The organism is Streptococcus halotolerans, assembly GCF_001598035.1.
Lineage (GTDB): Bacteria > Bacillota > Bacilli > Lactobacillales > Streptococcaceae > Streptococcus > Streptococcus halotolerans.
Genome location: NZ_CP014835.1, coordinates 1,656,713 through 1,680,129 on the forward strand (window position 1 = coordinate 1,656,713; position 23,417 = coordinate 1,680,129).

The window sequence follows — 23,417 nt, forward strand, 5'->3', positions numbered from 1 at the left end:
GTAAGAAGGAATAGAATATGAAGAATTGTTTAGCAGTGACGAATATCTCTAAAAAATACGCTAAGGGGAAACAGTTTGCAAACAAAGAGTTGAATTGTGAATTCAACGAAGGAGAAATCACAGCTTTAATAGGGCATAATGGTGCAGGAAAAACCACCTTGTTGAATCAAATCATCGGTGTAACAGATTCAGATAAGGGCGACATCTCCTATTTACAAGAGTCGTTTACGAAATCTCCCAAGCTAGCTAGATATTACACTTCAATGATGCCGCAAATGCATGCCCCTTTGAAAGGAGTAAGTGTGAGGCAAGCCATAAGCTCGATTGGAGCCATCCGAGGGATAGATCCAGCTGCTTTAAAAGATGAAGTTGATGATATTTTAGAGGCATTAGACATCACAAAATGGGAGAATCAAAAAGGAGAAAAGCTATCAGGTGGACTTAAACGCCTAACTTCATTTGCCATGGCGATTGTTGGTGCTCCTAAAATCATTTTGCTGGATGAACCGACAAATGATGTGGATCCGATGAGAAGGACTCGCCTATGGTTATATCTTAGAAAATTGGCTTCAAGAGGGCATATTCTTATCATTGTGACACATAATATTTTAGAAGTAGAAAAATACGCTGATAAGTATTATATGTTAGAGCAAGGAGAAGTAAAGGCAAGTGGAAACGTCAAATCGCTTGAGAACATGGCTGGTCACTTAGTTCGTTTCACGGTATACTCTCAAAAAATAATGGAGAGTTTTCCCTTAGACTGTACTATCAGTGATAGTTTGGAGGTTTCAGCAAGGATTGAAACACCCGATTTACCCGTATTATTGGCTTGGTTGCAGGATGCTATCATAGCTAAGACGATCAGTAACTACCACCTATCTACACTAGGCTTAAATGATTATTATGAGGTCCTATCCAATGAAAAGTAATTATCAACAGATACGAGGTTTGTTAATTTGGAGTTATGTCAGAAATAAATCTCTAATAATACTTTGTAGTATTGTCCAGTTTTTCATGTCTATTGCTCTGATTTATGGCTATTCATTAATTGTAGAACCCAGAACTCTAGAAGCGCAACTTTATTTGGCTTCAGGTGCAGTGACTTTAGGTATGATAACAATAGGCTGTACCATTGCTGCGCAAACTATCAGTAGCGCAAAGCAAGATGGACTCGTAGCCTACTTGAAAACCTTACCTGTAAAAAGAAGTTTTATTCTCTTTTCTGAACTGTTTATTTGGGCTATCGTCTCTTTTTTGGGTGTCATCCTATCTCTAATCACAGTCTTTGTAAAATTTCACTTTTTACCACAGCTGTCCATTGGGAGTTTTGGGATTCTATGGTTAATCCTATTAACCATGCTATCAATAGGATTTGCCATTGCCTATTCGACTTCACCAAGTGCCATGTCTCTAATCACTCAATTAATCCTCATGATTGGCTTACTATTTTCACCTATAATGTTTCCCGCAGATAGAATACCTGCCTTTTTACTAAGGCTGTACAGCCTTCTCCCCTTTGTTCCTGCTGGAAATCTCATTAGGTTATCTGTCTATCAAGATTATCCTGTGGCTGCTCGTGACATTTTTGTTTTATTGTTTTGGTTGCTCTTGACGAGTTCACTCTCAGTGTGGCAACTACACCGAAAAGTATGATCATCATTTATAGTGATGATAGGGAATCCCTAGAGTAAAGGATTGTTTTTGTCAAAACTCCACCTAAAAGGGTGGGGTTTTTAAGTGCTTTTTGCTATAATGATAAGGAATGATACGCAGGTCTTGTGTATGAAATACTGATATACGGAGAATAAAATGATTGAACGTAGTATGTATGCTGGTCGTGTTCGTAGCGAACACATTGGAACGGAAATCACCCTCAAGGGTTGGGTAGGACGTCGTCGCGATCTAGGTGGATTGATTTTTATTGATTTGCGTGACCGTGAAGGGATCATGCAGCTGGTGATCAATCCTGAAGAGGTTTCAAATGACGTGATGGCAACCGCTGAAAGCCTTCGTAACGAATATGTTATTGAAGTGACAGGGACTGTTGAAGCGCGCCAGCAGGCTAACGATAATCTTGCAACGGGTGCTGTTGAGTTGAAAGTAAGCGCCTTGAGCATTCTTAATGTTGCCAAAACAACACCTTTTGAAATTAAAGACGGTGTGGAAGTTTCTGATGATAATCGTCTAAAATACCGTTATTTGGATCTTCGTCGTCCAGAAATGTTGGAAAACTTCAAACTACGTGCTAAAGTGACACATTCTATCCGAAACTATTTGGATGCGCTTGAATTTATCGATGTTGAAACTCCGATGCTGACCAAGTCAACGCCAGAAGGTGCGCGTGACTATCTTGTGCCATCTCGTGTCAGCCAGGGTCATTTTTACGCTCTTCCACAAAGCCCACAAATCACGAAACAATTGTTGATGAATGCTGGTTTTGATCGCTACTATCAAATTGTGAAGTGTTTCCGTGATGAGGACTTGCGTGGAGACCGTCAACCGGAGTTTACACAGGTCGATTTAGAAACATCATTTCTTAACGAGCAAGAAATTCAAGATATTGTTGAAGGCATGATTGCCAAAGTCATGAAAGATACTAAGGGGATTGATGTAACCTTGCCATTCCCTCGAATGGCTTATGATGACGCTATGAATCTTTATGGTTCAGATAAACCAGATACGCGTTTTGACATGCTTTTACAGGACTTGACAGATATTGTCAAGGACGTTGACTTTAAAGTCTTCTCAGAAGCTCCAGCGGTTAAAGCCGTTGTCGTTAAAGGAAGCGCGGATAAGTATTCCCGTAAAGACATCGACAAGATGACAGAATTTGCTAAACAATTTGGTGCCAAAGGCCTCGCCTGGATCAAGGTAACAGACGGCGCTATCGCTGGTCCTGTTGCTAAATTCTTGACAAGTATCGAAGCTGACTTGACAGCTGCTTTACAACTTGAAGAAAATGACTTGGTGCTATTTGTTGCAGATAAGCTTGAAGTAGCTAATGATACACTTGGTGCTTTACGTGGTCGTATTGCCAAAGAGCTTGACATGATTGACAACTCTAAATTCAACTTCCTTTGGGTTGTAGATTGGCCAATGTTTGAATGGTCTGAAGAAGAAGGACGTTACATGTCAGCCCATCATCCATTTACTTTGCCAACGAAAGACTCTGCTCATGAGCTTGAAGGTGAGTTAGCCAATGTTCGTGCTGTTGCCTATGATATTGTTCTGAATGGTTATGAACTCGGTGGTGGGAGTCTTCGTATTAACGAAAAAGAGATGCAAGAGCGTATGCTTAAGGCACTTGGCTTTACAGAAGAAGATGCCTATGAACAATTTGGTTTCTTATTAGAAGCGATGGATTACGGCTTCCCTCCACATGGTGGTTTAGCGATTGGGCTTGACCGTTTTGTCATGCTGCTAGCTGGCAAGGACAATATTCGTGAAGTGATTGCCTTCCCTAAAAACAATAAAGCCACTGACCCTATGACGCAGGCACCAAGCGTGGTTGCTGACAAACAACTTGAGGAATTAGCCCTACAATTACAGTTAAATGACTAAAAAAACGACTTTTCTTAAAAAAGTAAGATATGAAGTAAATGTTGTTGCCAAACGGTTTGGTTTGTGGCGTACCTTACGAAGTATCTCCAGAGAAAAATACGCAGAGAAGATCTCGGCTTCTCTGCTTTATGGTATGTTATCTAGTATCGCTGTGAATTTCTTTTTTCAACCAGGCCATGTCTATTCAAGCGGTGCAACAGGTTTGGCACAGGTTATATCAGCCCTGACGGAAAGAAGTTTTGGGTATGCAGCTCCTATTTCCTTGACTTTTTATGCTATCAATCTGCCATTGTTGATTTTAGCTTGGTACACAATCGGTCATAAATTCACCGTCTTCACCTTTATGGCAGTTTCGATGAGTTCTTTGTTTATTCATCTCATGCCTCAGGTAACTTTAACAACTGATCCCTTGATTAATGCTATTTTTGGTGGATTGTTCATGGGCTTAGGTGTCGGTGTCGGGCTTCGCTCTCGAATTTCTAGTGGTGGTACCGATATTGTTTCTTTGACGATTCGGAAGAAAACAGATCGTAATGTGGGTAGCATCTCCCTCATTGTTAATGGGGTGATTATGATTTTTGCTGGTCTTCTTTTCGGTTGGCAATATGCGCTCTATTCTATGATTACTATTTTTGTGTCAAGTCGTGTCACTGATGCAATTTATACTAAGCAAAAGAAAATGCAGGCCATGATTGTGACATCAAGACCTGAGCGTGTGGTGGCTATGATTCATAAGAAATTACATCGCGGCGTAACATCGATAAACGATGCTCATGGGACTTATAAACATGAGGATAAGGCGGTGCTCTTAGCTATTATCACACGGGAAGAATACACAGAATTTAAACAACTAATGGCAAAAGCAGATCCTCGAGCATTTGTTTCTATTTCGGAGAACGTTCAGATAATCGGAAGATTTAACGATGACTAAAGGGGCTGAGCCCCTTTTTTAACCCGAGGTTAGACATTATACAATAAGAGGGCTAGGCAGCCTGGGGTTGGATAGTTAGATAGTCGAAGGGATTTTCCTGCTGTAGTCTGGACTCCCTGATGACTATACTAAGGTAAAAGGAGCCATCGGTTCTTTTTATGACGATGAAATGAAACACTCATCTTTGAAAAATAAGATGTTAAAAAGAGGTAATGGTATGAAATTTAGATGGCATCTTTCAGATAGTATTCATCTGGTTTGGATTGCATTAGGGACAGCTTTATATGCATTTGGGTTTGTGAACTTCAATATGGCCAATCATCTAGCAGAGGGTGGCGTATCGGGGATCACTTTGATTTTACATGCTCTTTTTGGCATAGATCCTGCCTTGTCGTCGTTACTGATTAATTTACCACTCTTTGTTTTGGGAGCTCGCGTTTTTGGAAAGAAATCGCTGCTGCTAACGATTTATGGTACGGTGACCCTATCTATTTTCATTTGGCTTTGGCAACGTATTCCGATGGAACTTGGTCTACAAGATGATATGATGCTGGTCGCGATTGTAGCAGGTATTTTTTCTGGAACGGGCAGTGGAATTGTCTTTCGTTACGGTGCTACAACTGGCGGTACAGATATTGTTGGTCGTGTTTTGGAAGAAAAAGTAGGGATGAATCTGGGTCAAACCTTGCTGATGATTGATGTTTTGGTGTTAGCATCTTCTTTGGTTTATATTGATCTAAAGCATATGCTCTATACTTTAATCGCTAGTTTTGTTTTTAGTCAAGTTCTGACAGTTGTGCAAAATGGTGGTTATATGGTTCGTGGTATGCTGATTATTACCAAAGAGTCGGACAAGGCTGCGGCAGCTATTTTACAAGAAATCAGTCGAGGAGTGACTTACCTACAAGGAAAAGGAGCTTATACCGGTCATGAATTTGATGTTCTTTACGTCGTTTTGAATCCTAGTGAAGTGCGTGAAGTCAAAGATATCTTGGCAGTACTAGATCCAAATGCCTTTATTTCAGTGCTTAATGTTGATGAAGTGATTTCTTCAGATTTCAAAATTAGGCGAAAAAAAGTCGACAAAAGGGTATAAACCAGAGGCCTGGTCAATGATAAACGAGGAATAATATTAAGTAGGAGAGGAGAACATTCTGGTCTCCTCTTTTTAGTTTTTTAAGAAGAGGAGTTTCATTGCTTACTATTGTGGTTATTAGAAGTTTTTTGATACTCAAAAAGCCCTATCGTCCCTGCGGCGGCATTTACCTACTACAGAAACGATAGCGCCTCGACCAACTTATCTAGCTTCTTTATTGGCATCATAATCAACACCAATAATGGTGACATCGATATTACCACGTGTCGCTTTAGAGTAAGGACACACTTCATGAGCTTTTTCACCGAGTTCTTTAGCTTCATCTGCTGATTTACCATCAACAGAAACTTCGATTTCAACACCCAGTTTGAAATCAGCGCCATCTGCTTTGAAGAGTTGTGTGCGCTGGGTAATCATTGACTTAGCTTTGATATTTTCTAGTGCAAGTACAACTTCTAAGGCACTATTGAAGCAGGCTGAGTAACCAAGTGCAAACAGTTGTTCAGGGTTTGTACCATTACCGTCACCTCCCATTTCTTTAGGACTTGAAATGGTGACTTGAAAACTACTGTTTTCAACATAGCTAATACCACTACGTCCACCAGTGTTTACAGCAGAAGTTTCATAGATTTTTTGATAATTTGACATATCAGCACCTCCATATCTAATGTCATTATAGCATTTTCAAGGTTAAAAGGCAGACTAGTTGTTTATTGATTTGACAAATCAGTCTTAGCTAATCTGTTTAGCGAAAAAGATAATCAAGTTGACAGGTCTGTAAAGATGCGTTAAGTCACTTGTCAAAAGATGTTGACACATTTTTAATATCATGTCAAAAGATTTAGTAGAATAGGCTGAATAAAAGCGATAAACTAGGAGTGACTGAGGAAGTTAGGGAATTGGTGACGGATTTCAGAAGGGAGGTATCGCCTAGAAGTTGAGAAAACATTAAAAGTTATCGTCAGCAGTTCAATTTATCTTAGGAAAAATTGGCAGAAAAGATCTATGTGACTAGACAAAAGATCTCTAACTGGGAGACTGACAAGTCCTATCCAGATGTTCACTCGCTCGTCTTACTTAGTCATTGTTTTAAGGTTTCCTTGGCTCAACTAATTGAAGGAGATCTCGATAAAATGAAAAAAATTGTTAAGAAAGAAGATATCGATCTTATGGATTGCTATGCCAAAAAGATGATGTGGGCAATGTTAGCTCTCTTGTTTACGGTGTTTCCTGCTTTTTATTATTTAGATTGGTGGGGATTTCTCGTTTATCTGCCTTTAGCAGCTTTTGGAATCTATTATGCTCATAAGGTTGAAAAATAAAGGCCAATTATGATTTGAAAACGTATCGTCAAATGCTTGCCTTTAGTCAAGGAAAAACTTTGGATGATTTAGAGACCAGCATTGAAAAAGCTAAGTACCCTTATCAAAAGCCTTTGATTGTTCTTGGTTTCATTCTAGCTTTTGCAGTTTTAGCCATTTTTCCTACCTTGATTGATGTGAGGTTCTTACCATAATGTAAAAAACACGGCCGTGGAGGTCGTGTTTTTTAGGCTCTATAATTTCTGTAGTGGGTAAATTCTTCTCGGAGATTATGGAGTCTTTTTGAATATAGCAAAAAAGTCCCATATGACTTATAATGAAGAGCAACCAAACCACTCATTAGAAAGACTCATATGGAACAATTAGATTATATCAAAGATTCGCTTGACATTAAAGACCCTAACATCACTTTTGAAAAGACATTTGACAAGTTCTTCACTCACAGAGAGTATCATGCCAAGTTAGATTATGATGCCCCGCAATGCCCTGATTGTCAAGGAAAAATGACAAAGTACGATTTCCAAAAGCCTTGCAAAATTCCCTATCTGGAAATGGCGGGTTGTAAAGTACTGATTCGTCTCAAAAAGCGTCGCTTCAAATGTCAAGCGTGTGGGAAAATGGCTGTCGCTAAGACCTCTCTAGTCAGAGAAAATCATCAGATTCCCAACATCATTAACCACAAAATCACCGACAAACTCATGAGCCGTGAAGCAATGACAAAAATCGCTGAAGACCTGTCTATCTCTGTGTCAACTGTCTATCGGCAACTCAACCGCTTTGAGTGCAAGACCGATTTAACCTGGTTACCTGAGAACATGTCCTGGGATGAGTATGCTTTCAAGAAGGGAAAGATGAGCTTTATTGCCCAAGATTTCGATGCTAACAAGATTATCGCTATCCTTGATGGGCGGACGCAAGCTGTCATCAGAAATCATTTCATGCGGTATTCTCACAAGGTGCGCAGTCGTGTCAAAGTCATCACCATGGATATGTTTAGTCCCTATTATGACATCGCTAAGCAACTGTTTCCTAAGGCGAAGATTGTTCTCGATAGGTTCCACATTGTTCAACAGTTATCTCGTGCTATGAACCGTCTCCGTATCCAAATCATGAACCAATTTGAGCGTCAATCTCACGACTATAAGGCCTTGAAACGTTACTGGAAACTCATCCAACAAGATAGTCGTAACCTAAACGATAAACGGTTTTATCGTCCAACTTTTCGCATGCACTTGACCAATCAAGAGATTGTGCAACGTCTTTTGAACTACTCTGATGAGCTACGTCACCACTATGAACTCTTCCAATGCCTTCTCTTTCATTTCCAAGAAAAGCAGGAGAAACACTTCTTTGAACTCATTTCTGATACCATCAAACAGGTCCATCCCATCTTCAAGACCGTCTTGTCAACCTTTCTAAAAGACAAAGAGAAGATTATTAATGCTCTGAAACTACCTTATTCCAATGCCAAACTAGAGGCCACCAACAACCTTATTAAAGTCATTAAGCGAAATGCTTTTGGCTTTAGGAACTTCGAAAACTTCAAAAAACGGATTTATCTTGCTTTGAACACAACAAAAGAGAAGACCAAACTGGTCCTCTCTCGGTGTTAGCTATAAGTCAACCCACTACAGTTGACAAAGAGCCGTTTTTTATACTATTACATTTCGTTTGGTGCTTCAACGCCAAGAAGACGAAGAGCTTCTTTAAGAACAGTTGCTGTCGCGTATGAAAGTGCTAGGCGACTGTCACGTTCTGGATTGTCATCGAGAATACGTGTGTGTGCATAGTATTTGTTGAAACTTTGTGCCAAATTGATAGCAAATTTAGCGATAATGGATGGCTCATAGTTGTCTGATGCACGTCTGATAATACGTGGGAAATCTTGAATCAATTTAATAATTTCCCAGCTTTCGTTGTCAGATAGGCTGTAGGTTGCCTCAGTATTTGGTTTGAAATCCGCTTTACGCAAGATTGACTGGATACGCGCATGAGCATATTGGACGTAAGGACCAGTTTCTCCCTCGAAGGAAACCATGGTATCAAGGTCAAAGTCATAACCGTTCGTACGGTCTGTTTTAAGATCGTAGAATTTGATAGCTCCGACACCGACAGCACGGGCAATAGCTTCTTTATTTGGAAGATCTGGGTTCTTAGCATCAATTTGAGATTGAGCACGATTAACAGCTTCGTTAATTGTAGGTTCCAAAAGGATAACATTACCTTTACGAGTTGACAATTTTTTACGTTCTTTAGTAACCAGACCAAAAGCAACGTGATGCATATCATCTGACCAGTCATATCCCATTTCTTTCAGAACCGCTTTAAGCTGTTTGAAGTGGGCAGCTTGTTCGTTACCAACAACATAGATGGATTTAGCAAAGTCATAAGTACGTTTACGATAAAGAGCAGCTGCGAGGTCACGGGTGATATAAAGTGTAGCACCATCCGATTTTTTAATCATAGCTGGGTGTTCGATACCGTATTTTTCAAGGTTAATGACTTGAGCTCCTCGAGAGTCTTGGAGAAGGTCTTTTTCTTCTAAAAGATCAATCACTTCATCCATCTTGTCATTGTAGAAGGCTTCACCATTGTAAGAGTCAAAATCCACTGCAAGCCCCTGATAAATTCGGTTAAATTCAACGAGGCTTTCATCACGGAACCATTGCCAAAGAGAAACAGCTTCCTCGTCATCAGCTTCTAATTTACGGAACCAATCACGTGCTTCGTCATCAAGAGAAGGATCTTCTTCAGCTTCAGCATTGATACGAACATAAAGTTTGAGAAGTTCTGAGATTGGATTAGCTTCAACAGCAGCTTGATCGCCCCATTTTTTATAAGCGACAATGAGCATACCAAACTGCTTGCCCCAATCTCCGAGGTGATTGATACGTACAGGGTTATAGCCTAATTTTTCCACGATGTACGCTAAACTATCTCCTATAACAGTTGAACGTAAGTGTCCAATAGAGAATGGTTTGGCAATGTTAGGACTAGACATATCTAAGATAATGTTGCGGTTTTGGCCAAGATTTTGGTCAGCGTAGTGGCTGCCATGTTGAACAACCTCTGCTAAGACTTGTCCTGAGATTTTGGATTTGTCTAAGAAAAAGTTGACGTAAGGGCCAACTGCCTGTACTTTTTCGAAGTCAGAAGCGTCAATTTGTTCAGCAACTTCAGCTGCAATCAAATTTGGTGCCTTGCGAAGGACTTTAGCTAATGAAAATGCTGGGAAAGCTAAGTCTCCCATGCTAGCATTTTTAGGTTTTTCAAGTAGTTGTTCAATGGTCTCTTGATCTAGGTCATTTAAGACAGCAGCAAGTTTTGAGGCGATTAGTTGTTTTTCAGTCATGATGTCTCCTTTGGTTTTTTGTTATTAACCATTTTAACATATTTTTCCAAAAGCTTAGTAGACTTTTTTGAAATTCTATGAATTTATATAAAAGATGAAAAAAACAGCCATTTTTGCTATAATTTAGGGTGAGTTAGAGTAAAAAGGATACTATAAAAATGAATAAAATACAGAGACATGCGGAAATTAAGCGTATTATTACACATCATCAAGTTGGTACGCAAGAAGAAATCAAGACCCTTCTGGAGCACCAAGATATTTTTGTGACTCAGGCGACCTTATCTAGAGATTTACGCGAGATTGGATTAATCAAGCTGCGTAGTGATGAAGGGAAACTTTACTATTGCTTGAATGAAGTGACTGGCAAACATTTTAGTAAACGAGCTAGTGACTTTGTCAATAAGGTCTCGAAAGTTCAATTTATGCTCGTTTTGAGTACTAATTTAGGTGAAGCAGATGTTTTAGCTAACATTATCGATCAAGAAGAACGCGGTGATATTTTGGGTACTGTTGCGGGAGCAGACACGCTTTTGGTTATTTGCCAAAATGAAGAGACTGCCGAGACGATTTACCAAGATATTTCAGCACAATTGTAAAAGGATTAACCATGGTAAAAGAAAAAATTTCCCCTGGTATGCAGCAGTATCTGGATATTAAGGCAGATTATCCAGATGCTTTTTTGCTTTTCCGGATGGGGGACTTCTACGAATTATTTTATGACGATGCGGTTAAGGCGGCACAAATTTTAGAAATTAGCTTAACTAGCCGTAATAAAAACGCTGAGAATCCGATTCCTATGGCGGGTGTGCCTTATCATTCTGCCCAAGCCTACATTGATGTTTTAGTGGAAATGGGCTATAAGGTTGCTATTGCAGAGCAGATGGAGGATCCTAAGCAGGCTGTCGGTGTGGTCAAGCGCGATGTGGTTCAAGTGATCACGCCAGGAACAGCAGTGGATTCTAGTAAGCCAGACAGTGCCAATAACTTTTTGGTAGCCTTAGATTTTGATGGTAGTCAATATGGTCTTGCTTATATGGATTTGGCTACGGGTGAGTTTATGGTGACTGTTTTGGCTGACTTTTTGACGGTAAAAAGTGAAATCCAGAACCTCAGAGCAAAAGAGTTACTTATTGGTTTTGAACTTTCAGATGAAGATAAGGAAGTCTTTGCGAAGCAAATGAATTTGATTTTGTCTTATGAAACTCAGCTTTTCGAAGACAGAGAATTGGTTTCAGATACCTTAAGTCCTCTTGAACAGACAAGTGCCTTAAAATTGCTTTCTTACGTTCACCGTACACAAATGAGAGAGCTCAAGCACATTCAAGCCTTGGTGCATTACGAGGTTAAAGATTATTTACAGATGACTTATGCTACTAAGTCTAGTCTGGATCTCCTGGAGAATGCTCGTACTGGTAAGAAGCATGGAAGTCTCTATTGGCTGCTCGATGAAACGAAAACAGCAATGGGTATGCGTCTCCTACGCCAATGGATTGACCGTCCTCTTATTCGCTTTGATGAGATTAAGGAGCGCCAGGATATTATTCAAGCTTTTTTAGATGACTTTATTAATCGAAGTGATTTAACGGAAAGTCTCAAAGGTGTTTATGATATTGAGCGTTTAGCCAGCCGTGTCTCTTTTGGTAAAGCTTCTCCTAAGGATCTTTTACAATTAGGAAATACCTTGACAAAGGTTCCTGTTATAAAGGCTGTTTTATCAGCTTTTGAAGTTGATGTCATTGACAAGGTTGACAGTCAAATTGACAGTATCCCTGATTTGGAATCTTTGATTCGTTTGGCCATTGATCCAGATGCGCCAGCAACTATTTCAGAAGGCGGCATTATTCGTACAGGCTTTGATGACACTTTGGATCACTATCGTAAGGTCATGAAAGAGGGTCGAGCTTGGATTGCTGATATTGAAGCTAAAGAGCGCCAGTCTTCGGGAATTTCTACTCTTAAAATTGACTATAATAAAAAAGATGGTTACTATTTCCATGTGACGAACTCTAACCTTTCCTTGGTGCCAGATTATTTTTTTAGAAAAGCAACACTGAAAAATTCAGAACGCTTTGGAACAGCAGAACTAGCCAAGATTGAAGGAGATATGTTGGAAGCGCGGGAGCAATCAGCTAATCTAGAATACGATATTTTTATGCGACTTCGTGCCCGTGTGGAGACTTATATCGATCGCCTGCAGACCCTAGCAAAAGTTTTGGCAAAAGTCGATGTGTTGCAAAGTTTGGCTGTTGTTGCTGAGACTAATCATTATGTGCGACCTGTTTTCAATGACCAACATATCATTGAGATTGTTGGTGGGCGACACGCAGTAGTGGAAAAGGTTATGGGAACGCAAGTATATATCCCAAATGATATTTACTTCGATCAAGAAACGACGATCCAATTGATTACTGGTCCAAATATGAGTGGTAAGTCAACCTACATGAGACAGCTCGCTTTATCAGTGGTGATGGCTCAAATGGGTGGCTATGTGGCAGCTGATACGATCAATCTTCCGATTTTTGATGCCATATTTACCCGTATTGGAGCGGCAGATGATCTGATTTCGGGACAGTCTACCTTCATGGTTGAAATGATGGAGGCCAACCAAGCTATCAATCGGGCCACATCAGATTCTCTCATTCTTTTTGATGAGTTAGGACGTGGAACGGCGACCTATGACGGAATGGCCTTGGCCCAGTCCATTATTGAATATATCCATGACCAGATTAAAGCAAAAACCATGTTTGCGACGCACTATCATGAGTTGACAGAACTGTCAACGACATTGACAAGTCTTGTCAATGTTCACGTAGCAACAGTAGAGGAAAAAGGTGAGGTAACCTTTCTCCATAGGATTTCTGAAGGTCCAGCTGATAAATCTTATGGGGTTCATGTCGCTAAAATTGCAGGCTTACCCGCTTCAGTGCTCACAAGAGCGGATCGTATTTTACAAGATTTGGAGAGCCATTCCGCACAATTAAATGTTGAACCTCTTTCAGAGCCAGTTTCCACCAATCAAGTTGAGGAACCGGTAGGTCAACTGTCTCTTTTTGCAGATGACCAGTATGCTGAATTGGCGGCTCGACTGGAGAAAGTTGACGTGTTAAATCTTACGCCGATGGAAGCCATGAATACTTTGTTTGAACTTAAAAAATTACTTTAGTGTTTTATCAAAAATCAAAAAGTTTATGATTGTCCTGACTCTCAAAAAGCTAGATTAAAAATCTAATGATTGGAGTATGCGTCAGACCTTTCATAGGCTTTTTATTGTCTAAGATGATTCAGTATTTGTGTTATAATAGTTAGCAACATAAAGCGAGGTCAGTATGAGTAGAATTATTGAATTACCCGAAATCTTAGCCAATCAGATTGCTGCAGGAGAGGTCATTGAACGGCCGGCCAGTGTAGTGAAAGAACTAGTGGAAAATGCTATCGATGCAAAAGCCAGCCAAATCAGTATTGACATTGAAGAATCTGGTTTACAAAAAATGGTGATCACTGATAATGGAATTGGAATGAGCCGCGATGATTTGGAATTAAGTTTGCAACGCCATGCCACCAGTAAAATCAAAAACCAAGCAGATTTATTCCGTATCCGAACACTAGGTTTTCGTGGCGAAGCCCTGCCTTCTATTGCCTCTATCTCCTATCTGACTGTGGAAACGGCCAGCGAGGATGAGTCAGTAGGAGCAGTTTTGTTTGCTAAAGGAGGTCAGATTGAGTCAGTAGAGACTATTTCACGTCCTGCAGGAACTAAGGTTTCTGTTGAAAATCTCTTTTACAATACCCCTGCTCGACTCAAATACCTTAAAAGTTTACAATCCGAATTGGCTCATATTGTTGATATTGTAAACCGTTTGAGTTTAGCCCATCCTGATATTGCTTTTACCTTGACCAGCGACGGACGCCAGGTAACTCAAACAGCAGGAACAGGGGATTTAAGACAAGCTATTGCTGGTATTTATGGACTTAATACAGCTAAAAAAATGGTGGAAATTTCCACAGCTGATTTAGATTTTGAAGTATCCGGATATGTCAGTTTGCCTGAATTAACCCGTGCCAATCGTAATTACATCACACTCTTGATAAATGGTCGTTACATTAAGAATTTCTTACTGAATCGTGCTATTTTAGATGGTTATGGCTCTAAGTTGATGGTTGGTCGTTTTCCGATTGCAGTGATTGATATTCAAATCGATCCTTACCTAGCTGATGTCAATGTTCATCCTACTAAGCAAGAAGTCCGTATTTCAAAAGAACGTGAACTGATGACCTTGATTAGCACAGCTATCAAGGAATCACTTCGAGAACAGGATTTAATTCCAGATGCCTTAGAAAATTTAGCTAAGTCTGCTACTCGAACGGCAGACAAACCTTTCCAAACTAGCTTGTCATTGAAACAATCCAATATTTATTACGATACTGACAAACAAGATTTTCTGGAACGCCCAAGTATTTTAGAAGAACCAACCCAATTTGAACAAGAAGAGGAACCTAAAGATATTGACAAAAATGTAAACTTTGTTGACAACGATGTCAACATTGATGTCAAAGGGGCGCCCAATATCAAATTTGCTGAAAGAGATGATCATCTTCTTGATAATGAAGAGCATGGTAGCCTTGATTTTCAAAATAAATCAAAAATCAATCGTATGATTGATCATTTGGAAAATGAAGAAACCTCGACTTTTCCAGAATTGGATTACTTTGGTCAGATGCATGGGACTTATCTGTTTGCGCAGGGCAAGGGAGGCCTTTATATCATTGACCAACATGCTGCCCAAGAACGTGTTAAGTATGAGTATTATCGTGATAAAATTGGTGAAGTTGACAGTTCATTACAGCAGCTTTTAGTCCCTTATCTATTTGAATTCTCATCTGCTGATTTTTTGAATTTACAAGAGAAAATGCCCTTGTTAAATCAAGTGGGGATCTATTTAGAGGCTTATGGAGATAGCACCTTTATTCTGCGTGAGCATCCGATTTGGATGAAAGAAGAAGAAATTGAATCAGGTGTCTATGAAATGTGTGACATGCTCTTGCTGACGAACGAAGTTTCTATTAAGAAATATCGTGCAGAGTTGGCGATTATGATGAGTTGTAAACGATCTATTAAGGCCAATCATATCATTGATGATTATTCTGCTTGCAATTTGATTTACCAATTGTCTCAGTGTCAGAATCCCTATAACTGTCCGCATGGACGTCCAGTTTTAATCAATTTTTCATCATCTGATATGGAAAAAATGTTTAGAAGGATTCAAGAAAATCATACCAGTTTACGAGACTTAGGAAAATATTAAGTTGACGATGTTGTAAACGTGATTGTAAAGGAGGTATTATGAGGAAATTTTTTACCCTGCCGAAACAATTGCAATGGCGCGAGGAATTACGGTTTATCTCCATCATTCTGGGAAGTGCTATTTTTCCTTTTATGTCGATGTACTATGTACACTACTTTGGTGCTTTTATTACAGGTTTACTTGTTATTGTGACGCAGATTGTTAGTTTTGTGGCCACCCTCTATGGAGGTCACCTTTCAGATTCTTTGGGACGCAAAAAAGTGACCGATTTGGGAAATTTTGGCGTTTTCATAGGTTATGTTCTGACAACAGTTGCTAACATACCTGGACAAGTTCAACCGGCCATGACTTTCATTGGTATTTTTACAGTTGAAGTGGCTTCTAATTTTGCTCATCCTGCTTATGAAGCGATGCTAATTGACTTAACCACCGAAGAAAACAGACGCTTTGTTTACACCATCAATTACTGGTTAATCAACGTTGCGGTTATGATGGGTGCTGGCATAGCTGGAGCTTTTTATGATCATCACTTTTTTGAATTGCTTCTAGTGATGACACTTATGGCAGCTTTTTCTTACGTTATTATGCGCTTGAAATTTGAAGAGACTCGTCCCAAAGACTTTGCTTTTAGTCATGGACGTGGCGTTTTAGCGACTTTTCGTAATTATAGTGAGGTTGCTAAAGACAAGGTCTTTATGCTTTATACTTTAGGTACTATTCTCTTTGCAGCTGTGTGGGGACAAGTGGACAACTATATTCCTATCCATTACAAGACTTTTTATCAAGAAACAGATTTATTTGGGATAACAATTAGCGGGCCAAAATTACTTAGCCTAGCTCTGTTTATTAATACGGTCATGATTGTCCTTTTGATGACGAGTATCAATCGTTTAACAGAAAAGATGTCCTTATTACCTCAAATCCTTTTAGGGGGAAGCATTTTTGCAACGGGGATTTTTGCAGCCTTAACCTTTAAAACGCTTATTCCAATTATGTTAGCTGCTGTAATCTATACATTAGGAGAGATTATTTATATTCCAGCTAGTCAGGTTCTTCGAGTCAATATGATGAATGAGAACAAGATTGGCTCTTATTCAGGCTTTTTGGCTATTTCCCAACCTTTGGGGATTATTATTGCTGGCGCTATGGTATCTCTCAGTGAATTTACAGGGACACTAGGAGTTCAGCTGACCTTTATCCTCATAGCTTCACTGGGACTTTATCTTATGGTGCATTCAGCTAAGTTGCACCATCTTTCTTAAGGAGAAATCATGTACGACTATATTAAAGGAAAATTGACAAAAATTACCGCAAAGTTTATTGTAGTAGAAGCTGGCGGTTTGGGCTACATCATCTATGTAGCTAATCCTTACTCATTTTCAGAAAGTGTCAATCAAGATGTCCAGATTTACTTGCATCATGTGGTCAGAGAAGATGCTCATCTTTTGTTTGGCTTCCACTCAGATGACGAAAAGGACGTCTTTCTTAAATTAATTTCAGTATCGGGTATTGGACCAATGACAGCACTTGCCATTGTGGCTGTGGACGATAATGAGGGATTGGTTAAGGCTATTGATAATAGTGATATCAAGTATTTAATGAAATTCCCTAAAATCGGTAAGAAAACAGCTCAACAAATGATTCTTGATTTAGCTGGTAAATTTATCGATGCTCCAATGGAAAATGGCAAGGCACCGAAAACGAAAACTGTCGCGACCAATGAGCAGTTGGACGAAGCTATGGAAGCTCTTCTGGCCTTAGGCTATAAAGCCAGCGAACTCAAGAAAATTAAGGCCTTCTTCGAGGGCACCAACGAAACCGCAGAGCAATACATCAAATCAGCTTTAAAAATGTTGATGAAGTAGGCCGTGATGGGGAAAGCAACAGTGACATTAGGAGATCTGATGAAGACACCGGTGTCTCAAAATTTTTTTCCTTTTACTCACTTTGTAGCGTGTACTTAATGACTTTGTCAGATCATTTGGTCCTGGATAGGGCTAGCATTAAAATGGCTTAAGTTTCATGCTAAAACTGTGTAGTGTCACTTATTCCCATCGTGTGATGTGACTTATGATTGGTAGTCCTTAGCTATCCGAGGAGTACTTTGTTAGGTTTACGCGGATAGAAAAATCAGAGGAGGTTTCACATGAAACGTTGTTCTTGGGTCAAGGAATCTAATCCACTTTATGTGGCTTACCACGATGAGGAGTGGGGCAAGCCGCTTCATAAGGAACAAGCTTTGTTTGAGCTGTTGTGCATGGAAACTTACCAGGCTGGCTTATCATGGGAGATTGTTCTTAACAAACGTCAAGCTTTTCGTGAAGCTTTCTATCATTATGATGTGGGTAAAGTAGCAATGATGACAGATAAAGAATTGGATGAGCTTTTGACGAATCCTGAGATTATTCGTCACCGTCTGAAACTGTATGCGACTAGAGCCAATGCACAAGCTTTTTTAGGGATTCAAAAAGAGTATGGTTCCTTTGATAGCTATATCTGGTCCTTCGTCAATGGCGAAACGAAAAGACATGACGTCGCTGATTATCGCCAAGTACCTGCTAAGACAGACCTTTCAGAGACAGTGTCTAAGGCATTGAAAAAAGCCGGATTTAAATTTGTTGGTCCTGTTGCTGTTCAATCCTTCTTGCAGGCAGCTGGCTTGGTCAATGATCATGAGAATGACTGTGAGTTTAAATAGTGCTTAGTTGATCATATCTTTATAAAACAGCCAAGTAATCAAAAGCATCTGACACAAAACATAAAAAAGGAACAATCGACGTATTCTCTTCAACAGAAAAACAACGATTGTTCTTTTTTAGAGTCTTATCAACTGACTAGGTATAGATGATAAAGTATTTTCTAAAATTTATCTCTTTATCCTAGACGCTTGTTTATTCTGCAGCTAGCGCTTCAATTGGGTTAAGGCGAGCGGCTTTGCTAGCTGGTGCGATGCTTGCCAATAAGGCGATAAGGATACCAATAATCACGGTAATGATGATTGACATGAGTGACATTTGAATAATGTCAAATTCAATCGTATTGTAGACCAGCTGGTTAACAGTAAATTGTGCTAGAAAGGCTGTGATAATAGCTAGGATATTAGCTGAGATACCCAATAATAAACTTTCGTTGACAAAGAGACGACGGATGTCTTTGCGACGAGCTCCCATAGCTCGAAGAACACCAATCTCCTTAGTTCGCTCAGAGACACTCATATAAGTAGTGGCAACAATCATAAGGATGCTGACAAGTAGTGAGATACCAGCGATTAAAGCAAGCACAACACTAACAATATAAGTCACCTGAACAATACTATCTAAAATATCACCAATACTAGCCACACGGAAACGGCGTTGTCCATTACTTTGAAGCTGGCGGACGGCCTTTTGAGCAGCCTTGGTGTTGTTCAAATCATCGACAGAGGCTGTTATGAAATTAGGTTTTAGATCAATGTTTTCCTTAGCTGCTGCGTCTTGTATGTCTTTGAAGTTAACCATATTGTAGCTGGTGCTAGTTCCTGAGACAATCAAGTCTTTTGTGATTACCTTTTCTTGTACTAGTGGAAGGGTTAGAGTGACCGTTTTACCGACGATTTTTTCAAATGTCTTTCCAACCAGTGCTTTGGCTTGTGTTTCAGACAGGACGATTTGGTCAGTTTTAGGATACTTTTTATTAGAGATACTATCGGCTAATAAGGTGGCATTTTTAGTAATGAGGTTATTTGGTCCATCTTGGTCTGTTTGGCTAGGCTGAGGTTTAGGATTGGTCTTCTGACCTTTAAGAGTTACTTGAAAGGCAGGCGACATGTAGCCCTTTTCGACTTTGGTGATGTGCTTAGTCTTAGCGACATCAGAAATATCTTGCTCACTCATGCTGGTTTGATCAGGTTTGAAAACTTGGAAAGCTTTAGGGTTGGCAATCCCGTCAATGAAGTGGTTCATGTAGTTGGTCGCACCATTGCCTAGGCCTAAGAAAAACATAACGGCAAAGAGACCGATAGCGGTGCCGGCGGTGATCATCAGGTTTTGCTTCCAAGCATTTCGAAAGTGGGCGAAAGCCATTTTCCAAATATCTCTAGATTTGAGTGGACGAGCTTGGAAAGCTTTAGGGCTGACCGATTGGCTGAAAGGTTGGCGAAGACGTTCATCTCCAGTCACACGACCATCAGCTAGACGGACAATCCGTGATCCAGCGTCAGCAACTTCTTGTGAGTGGGTCACCACGATCACCGTTTTTCCACTTTTGGCAATCCCTTGCAACAAGTTGAGAACTTCCTTGGTGTTTTGGCTATCCAAAGCCCCAGTTGGTTCGTCAGCAATGATGATATCAGGGTCACTGGCTAAAGCGCGTGCGATAGCAACACGCTGTTTTTGCCCACCAGAGAGTTGAGCGGGCTTTTTCTTGCGGTGCTCATAAAGTCCGACTTGTTTGAGGAGTTTTTCCGCTCTTTTAACCTGTTCTTTATGGCTTAATTGGGTCATCTGAAGACTGGTCATGACATTGCCTAAGACAGTGAGGTAATTGACAAGATTAAATGATTGAAAGATAAACCCAATGGTATCACGACGGTAATTGTCCATTGACTTTTCTTTTTTATCTTTTTGACGTTGCCCATTGACCATCACATCTCCGTCATAAGAACGGTCCAAGCCACCGATGATGTTCATCAGAGTAGATTTACCACCGCCGGATTCGCCAAGAATAGAAACGAAGTCTCCTTGGTCGAAGCTTAGATCAATGCCTTTGAGGACGGGAAATGCTTCTTTTCCTAAATAGTAAGACTTGTGGATATTTTGTAATTCTAAAATAGACATAACTTCTCCAAAATGATTTTTAACTGCCTACTAGTGTAACTTAATTTTCAGAAAAATTCAGTAATCCAGCGCGAAGACATTATATTTTAGGATTTGAATTAAGTTTGAATGTGTTATATTGAAAAGGCCATCTTTTTCTGTACAATTTTTATAAACTGCTTTTTGTTAAGCGATACCTCGCCTAGCCATGGGGGTGATAGTTGAGACTGCTGTGAATGCGATGATGATTCCACCAGTGGACGTCGTCCTTGGTTTTAATAACATCTTATGAAAAAAAGTAGCTGTCTTACTACTTTTTTTGTTAAAATAAAGGCAAAAATTCGAATAGTAAAGTAGGTGGGTAAATGAAAGCAGAATTAATTGCAGTCGGAACAGAAATCTTAACTGGGCAAATTGTTAACACCAACGCGCAATACTTGTCGGAAAAAATGGCCGAAATCGGGATTGATGTTTACTATCAAACAGCCGTAGGAGATAATGAAGAGAGGCTTCTATCGGTCATTGATTTGGCAAGTCAACGTAGTGATTTGGTGATTTTATGTGGTGGCTTAGGCCCAACAGAGGATGATTTAACGAAACAAACCTTGGCGAAGTATTTGAAGAGGGACTTGGTCTTTGACGAGTCAGCCAATCATAAATTAGATCAATTTTTTAAATCTCGACCTAAATATAGCCGCACTCCTAATAACGAGCGTCAGGCTCAAATGGTTGAAGGGTCAACTCCCATTCAAAACATTACAGGACTTGCCGTTGGTGGTGTGTTGACTGTTGATGGTGTCACTTATGTCGTCTTGCCTGGTCCTCCAAGTGAGCTGAAACCGATGGTACAGGATGGTTTAATGCCCCTCTTTTCAACTAGCGGTGAGCAGCTTTATTCTCGTGTACTTCGTTTCTTTGGCATCGGTGAGAGCCAGTTGGTGACGGTGTTAGCAGATATGATTGACCAGCAAACTGATCCTACTCTTGCTCCCTATGCTAAAGTTGGTGAAGTAACCTTGCGACTATCAACCAAGGCTAAAGACCAGAAGTCCGCAGATACTAAGTTGGATGCACTAGAGGCACAACTCTTAGCGATGCAAGGTTTGGATGATTTACCATTGAAAAGTCATTTATATGGCTATGGCGAGGGCAATTCTTTAGCTCAAGTGACGGTTGAGTTGTTGAAGGATTCTGGAAAAACCATTACGGCAGCAGAAAGCTTGACGGCAGGGCTCTTTCAATCGACGATTGCTGATTTTCAAGGGGTGTCTTCGATTTTCAAGGGTGGTTTTGTGACCTATAGTTTGGAACAAAAGGCAGCAATGTTGGGGATTTCTCGAGACGATTTATTAAAGCATGGTGTTGTCAGTGAGTTTACGGCAAAAGCTATGGCTCATTCAGCGCGTGAAAAAGTTGGGGCTGATTTGTCTATTTCTCTAACTGGAGTAGCGGGTCCTGATGAGCTTGAAGGGCAACCAGTCGGCACGGTCTTTATCGGACTAGCTAGCGAAGCAGGTGTTTGTGTCAAAAAAGTTCATATTGGCGGTCGTAGTCGTTCAGATATTCGATATATTGCGGTCTTACACGCTCTAAATATGATTCGACAAGCATTGCTAACATGATTATATCCACTTAATTTGGTATAATAAAGGGGTTGATACTTTGGGTGTTTCTGTGGATAACTTGTGGAAATATCAGGGTAAGATTATGGTATGACTAACGGTGATCGTTGTTGAACGTTAGTTTTATTTAAGAACATAGGAGACTATTTTGGCTAAAAAACAAAAAAAACTAGATACCATTTCTAAAAAGTTTGGGGACGAGCGTCAAAAGGCACTTGATGATGCTCTAAAGAATATCGAAAAGGATTTCGGTAAGGGAGCTATCATGAAGCTGGGTGAACGTGCTGAACAAAAAGTTCAGGTCATGAGCTCAGGGTCATTGGCACTCGATATTGCTCTTGGTGCTGGTGGTTACCCTAAAGGGCGTATCATTGAAATCTATGGACCGGAGAGTTCCGGTAAAACAACTGTAGCGCTTCATGCCGTTGCTCAAGCTCAGAAAGAAGGTGGGATTGCTGCCTTCATCGATGCCGAGCATGCCTTGGATCCAGCTTACGCTCAGGCGCTTGGTGTTAATATTGATGAACTGCTCTTGTCACAACCAGATTCAGGGGAGCAAGGTCTTGAAATCGCTGGTAAGTTGATCGACTCAGGTGCGGTTGACTTGGTGGTTGTGGACTCGGTTGCTGCTCTAGTGCCCCGTGCGGAAATTGATGGTGATATCGGTGATAGCCACGTTGGTTTGCAGGCGCGTATGATGAGTCAGGCCATGCGTAAATTATCAGCCTCTATCAACAAGACTAAAACAATCGCTATTTTCATCAACCAATTGCGCGAAAAAGTTGGGGTAATGTTTGGTAATCCTGAAACAACACCTGGCGGACGTGCTCTTAAATTCTACTCATCTGTTCGTTTGGATGTTCGTGGTAACACCCAAATTAAAGGAACTGGTGATAAGAAAGATCAAAATGTCGGTAAAGAAACTAAAATCAAGGTTGTTAAAAATAAGGTTGCGCCACCGTTTAAAGAAGCTTTTGTAGACATTATGTACGGTGAAGGGATTTCTCGGACGGGCGAGTTGGTTAAGATTGCTAGTGATTTGGATATTATCCAAAAAGCCGGCGCATGGTTCTCTTATAACGGTGAAAAGATTGGTCAGGGGTCTGAAAATGCTAAGAAGTTCCTGGCGGAGAATCCAGCCATTTTTGATGACATCGATCAAAAAGTACGTGTTCACTATGGTATGATCGAAGGTGACCAAGCTGAAGCTGTTCAAGAACAAGATGAAACACCGGTTGAAGCAGACGAGTTGGTTCTCGATCTTGATAGTAGCATTGAGATTGAAGAGTAAAAGAGCTATTGGCTACTTCCCAAAAACTTTAGAAATCAAGAGTAAGTGACAGGCACTTCCTAATGTATTGATAGGTTAGGCGTGATTAATCCTTAAAATCTAGTAGTTTTATAGTATGACTCTGCTTCATTCACAGTCTTAAGCGA

At 40.2% G+C, this 23,417-nt stretch carries 19 protein-coding genes; 16 read left to right on the forward strand and 3 right to left on the reverse strand.

Annotated features, from left to right (window positions below; genetic code table 11):
* The first annotated feature begins 17 nt into the window (after positions 1 to 17).
* The 5 genes from A2G56_RS07665 (at position 18) to A2G56_RS07685 (ending at position 5,588) form a co-directional block, all read left to right on the forward strand.
* On the forward strand, positions 18 to 929 hold the full coding sequence (locus tag A2G56_RS07665; RefSeq protein WP_062711067.1) for an ABC transporter ATP-binding protein: 912 nt from the start codon (positions 18 to 20) through the stop codon (positions 927 to 929).
* Positions 919 to 1,653 carry an ABC transporter permease gene (locus A2G56_RS07670; RefSeq protein ID WP_062711069.1) on the forward strand — a complete coding sequence of 245 codons (735 nt, stop codon included), beginning with the start codon at positions 919 to 921 and terminating at the stop codon, positions 1,651 to 1,653. Before A2G56_RS07665 ends, A2G56_RS07670 begins: the two co-directional genes overlap by 11 nt.
* Positions 1,654 to 1,812: 159 nt before the next feature.
* Positions 1,813 to 3,561 carry an aspartate--tRNA ligase gene (aspS, locus tag A2G56_RS07675; protein ID WP_062712527.1) on the forward strand — a complete coding sequence of 583 codons (1,749 nt, stop codon included), beginning with the start codon at positions 1,813 to 1,815 and terminating at the stop codon, positions 3,559 to 3,561.
* Positions 3,554 to 4,492 (forward strand): YitT family protein, encoded by a 939-nt coding sequence (locus A2G56_RS07680; protein ID WP_062711071.1) that lies wholly within the window; start codon positions 3,554 to 3,556, stop codon positions 4,490 to 4,492. The genes aspS and A2G56_RS07680 overlap by 8 nt, the downstream gene beginning before the upstream one ends.
* Before the next feature lie 217 nt (positions 4,493 to 4,709).
* Positions 4,710 to 5,588 (forward strand): YitT family protein, encoded by an 879-nt coding sequence (locus A2G56_RS07685; RefSeq protein WP_062712528.1) that lies wholly within the window; start codon positions 4,710 to 4,712, stop codon positions 5,586 to 5,588.
* 201 nt (positions 5,589 to 5,789) lie between these two features.
* Here the strand turns inward: A2G56_RS07685 and A2G56_RS07690 are convergent, their stop codons facing one another.
* Complete coding sequence (locus A2G56_RS07690; protein ID WP_062711073.1) at positions 5,790 to 6,236, reverse strand: organic hydroperoxide resistance protein; 447 nt, start codon at positions 6,234 to 6,236, stop codon at positions 5,790 to 5,792.
* 485 nt (positions 6,237 to 6,721) lie between these two features.
* On the opposite strand from A2G56_RS07690, the gene A2G56_RS11010 reads away from it, so the two are divergent.
* The 3 genes from A2G56_RS11010 to A2G56_RS07700 all read left to right on the forward strand — a co-directional run bounded on the left by A2G56_RS11010 (position 6,722) and on the right by A2G56_RS07700 (position 8,523).
* Positions 6,722 to 6,910 (forward strand): hypothetical protein, encoded by a 189-nt coding sequence (locus tag A2G56_RS11010; protein WP_237334447.1) that lies wholly within the window; start codon positions 6,722 to 6,724, stop codon positions 6,908 to 6,910.
* A gap of 14 nt (positions 6,911 to 6,924) precedes the next feature.
* Positions 6,925 to 7,104 carry a hypothetical protein gene (locus A2G56_RS11015; protein ID WP_237334403.1) on the forward strand — a complete coding sequence of 60 codons (180 nt, stop codon included), beginning with the start codon at positions 6,925 to 6,927 and terminating at the stop codon, positions 7,102 to 7,104.
* Positions 7,105 to 7,263: 159 nt separating this feature from the next.
* Positions 7,264 to 8,523, forward strand: coding sequence for an ISL3 family transposase (locus A2G56_RS07700; protein ID WP_062708466.1), 1,260 nt, complete (start codon positions 7,264 to 7,266; stop codon positions 8,521 to 8,523).
* 47 nt (positions 8,524 to 8,570) lie between these two features.
* Here the strand turns inward: A2G56_RS07700 and argS are convergent, their stop codons facing one another.
* Entirely contained in the window at positions 8,571 to 10,262 is a 1,692-nt protein-coding gene (gene argS / locus A2G56_RS07705) for an arginine--tRNA ligase (protein WP_062711075.1), read from the reverse strand.
* A 158-nt stretch (positions 10,263 to 10,420) separates the two neighbouring features.
* Between argS and argR the strand changes: the two genes are divergently transcribed.
* The 6 genes from argR to A2G56_RS07735 all read left to right on the forward strand — a co-directional run bounded on the left by argR (position 10,421) and on the right by A2G56_RS07735 (position 18,263).
* Positions 10,421 to 10,858: an arginine repressor gene (gene argR, locus A2G56_RS07710; protein WP_062711078.1), complete on the forward strand. Its 438-nt coding sequence runs from the start codon at positions 10,421 to 10,423 to the stop codon at positions 10,856 to 10,858.
* Between the two features lie 11 nt (positions 10,859 to 10,869).
* Positions 10,870 to 13,425 carry a DNA mismatch repair protein MutS gene (mutS, locus tag A2G56_RS07715; protein ID WP_062711081.1) on the forward strand — a complete coding sequence of 852 codons (2,556 nt, stop codon included), beginning with the start codon at positions 10,870 to 10,872 and terminating at the stop codon, positions 13,423 to 13,425.
* A 163-nt stretch (positions 13,426 to 13,588) separates the two neighbouring features.
* Entirely contained in the window at positions 13,589 to 15,565 is a 1,977-nt protein-coding gene (mutL, locus tag A2G56_RS07720; RefSeq protein WP_062711084.1) for a DNA mismatch repair endonuclease MutL, read from the forward strand.
* Positions 15,566 to 15,603: 38 nt separating this feature from the next.
* Positions 15,604 to 16,827, forward strand: coding sequence for an MDR family MFS transporter (locus tag A2G56_RS07725; protein WP_062711087.1), 1,224 nt, complete (start codon positions 15,604 to 15,606; stop codon positions 16,825 to 16,827).
* A 9-nt stretch (positions 16,828 to 16,836) separates the two neighbouring features.
* Positions 16,837 to 17,430 (forward strand): Holliday junction branch migration protein RuvA, encoded by a 594-nt coding sequence (ruvA, locus tag A2G56_RS07730; protein WP_062711090.1) that lies wholly within the window; start codon positions 16,837 to 16,839, stop codon positions 17,428 to 17,430.
* Between the two features lie 281 nt (positions 17,431 to 17,711).
* On the forward strand, positions 17,712 to 18,263 hold the full coding sequence (locus A2G56_RS07735) for a DNA-3-methyladenine glycosylase I (RefSeq protein WP_062711093.1): 552 nt from the start codon (positions 17,712 to 17,714) through the stop codon (positions 18,261 to 18,263).
* A gap of 193 nt (positions 18,264 to 18,456) precedes the next feature.
* On the opposite strand, the gene A2G56_RS07740 is transcribed toward A2G56_RS07735, so the two are convergent.
* Positions 18,457 to 20,379 carry an ABC transporter ATP-binding protein/permease gene (locus A2G56_RS07740; RefSeq protein WP_062711096.1) on the reverse strand — a complete coding sequence of 641 codons (1,923 nt, stop codon included), beginning with the start codon at positions 20,377 to 20,379 and terminating at the stop codon, positions 18,457 to 18,459.
* Between the two features lie 344 nt (positions 20,380 to 20,723).
* Between A2G56_RS07740 and A2G56_RS07745 the strand changes: the two genes are divergently transcribed.
* Complete coding sequence (locus A2G56_RS07745; RefSeq protein ID WP_062711099.1) at positions 20,724 to 21,980, forward strand: competence/damage-inducible protein A; 1,257 nt, start codon at positions 20,724 to 20,726, stop codon at positions 21,978 to 21,980.
* Positions 21,981 to 22,128: 148 nt separating this feature from the next.
* Positions 22,129 to 23,271 (forward strand): recombinase RecA, encoded by a 1,143-nt coding sequence (gene recA, locus A2G56_RS07750; RefSeq protein WP_062711102.1) that lies wholly within the window; start codon positions 22,129 to 22,131, stop codon positions 23,269 to 23,271.
* The last annotated feature ends 146 nt before the right edge of the window (positions 23,272 to 23,417 follow it).

Coding starts and splice junctions, on each gene's coding strand:
- A2G56_RS07665 (WP_062711067.1), top strand. CDS start 18: ATGAAGAATTGTTTAGCAGTGACGAATATCTCTAAAAAATACGCTAAG.
- A2G56_RS07670 (WP_062711069.1), top strand. CDS start 919: ATGAAAAGTAATTATCAACAGATACGAGGTTTGTTAATTTGGAGTTAT.
- A2G56_RS07680 (WP_062711071.1), top strand. CDS start 3,554: ATGACTAAAAAAACGACTTTTCTTAAAAAAGTAAGATATGAAGTAAAT.
- A2G56_RS07685 (WP_062712528.1), top strand. CDS start 4,710: ATGAAATTTAGATGGCATCTTTCAGATAGTATTCATCTGGTTTGGATT.
- A2G56_RS07690 (WP_062711073.1), bottom strand. CDS start 6,236: ATGTCAAATTATCAAAAAATCTATGAAACTTCTGCTGTAAACACTGGT.
- A2G56_RS11010 (WP_237334447.1), top strand. CDS start 6,722: ATGAAAAAAATTGTTAAGAAAGAAGATATCGATCTTATGGATTGCTAT.
- A2G56_RS07700 (WP_062708466.1), top strand. CDS start 7,264: ATGGAACAATTAGATTATATCAAAGATTCGCTTGACATTAAAGACCCT.
- argS (WP_062711075.1), bottom strand. CDS start 10,262: ATGACTGAAAAACAACTAATCGCCTCAAAACTTGCTGCTGTCTTAAAT.
- argR (WP_062711078.1), top strand. CDS start 10,421: ATGAATAAAATACAGAGACATGCGGAAATTAAGCGTATTATTACACAT.
- mutS (WP_062711081.1), top strand. CDS start 10,870: ATGGTAAAAGAAAAAATTTCCCCTGGTATGCAGCAGTATCTGGATATT.
- mutL (WP_062711084.1), top strand. CDS start 13,589: ATGAGTAGAATTATTGAATTACCCGAAATCTTAGCCAATCAGATTGCT.
- A2G56_RS07725 (WP_062711087.1), top strand. CDS start 15,604: ATGAGGAAATTTTTTACCCTGCCGAAACAATTGCAATGGCGCGAGGAA.
- ruvA (WP_062711090.1), top strand. CDS start 16,837: ATGTACGACTATATTAAAGGAAAATTGACAAAAATTACCGCAAAGTTT.
- A2G56_RS07735 (WP_062711093.1), top strand. CDS start 17,712: ATGAAACGTTGTTCTTGGGTCAAGGAATCTAATCCACTTTATGTGGCT.
- A2G56_RS07740 (WP_062711096.1), bottom strand. CDS start 20,379: ATGTCTATTTTAGAATTACAAAATATCCACAAGTCTTACTATTTAGGA.
- A2G56_RS07745 (WP_062711099.1), top strand. CDS start 20,724: ATGAAAGCAGAATTAATTGCAGTCGGAACAGAAATCTTAACTGGGCAA.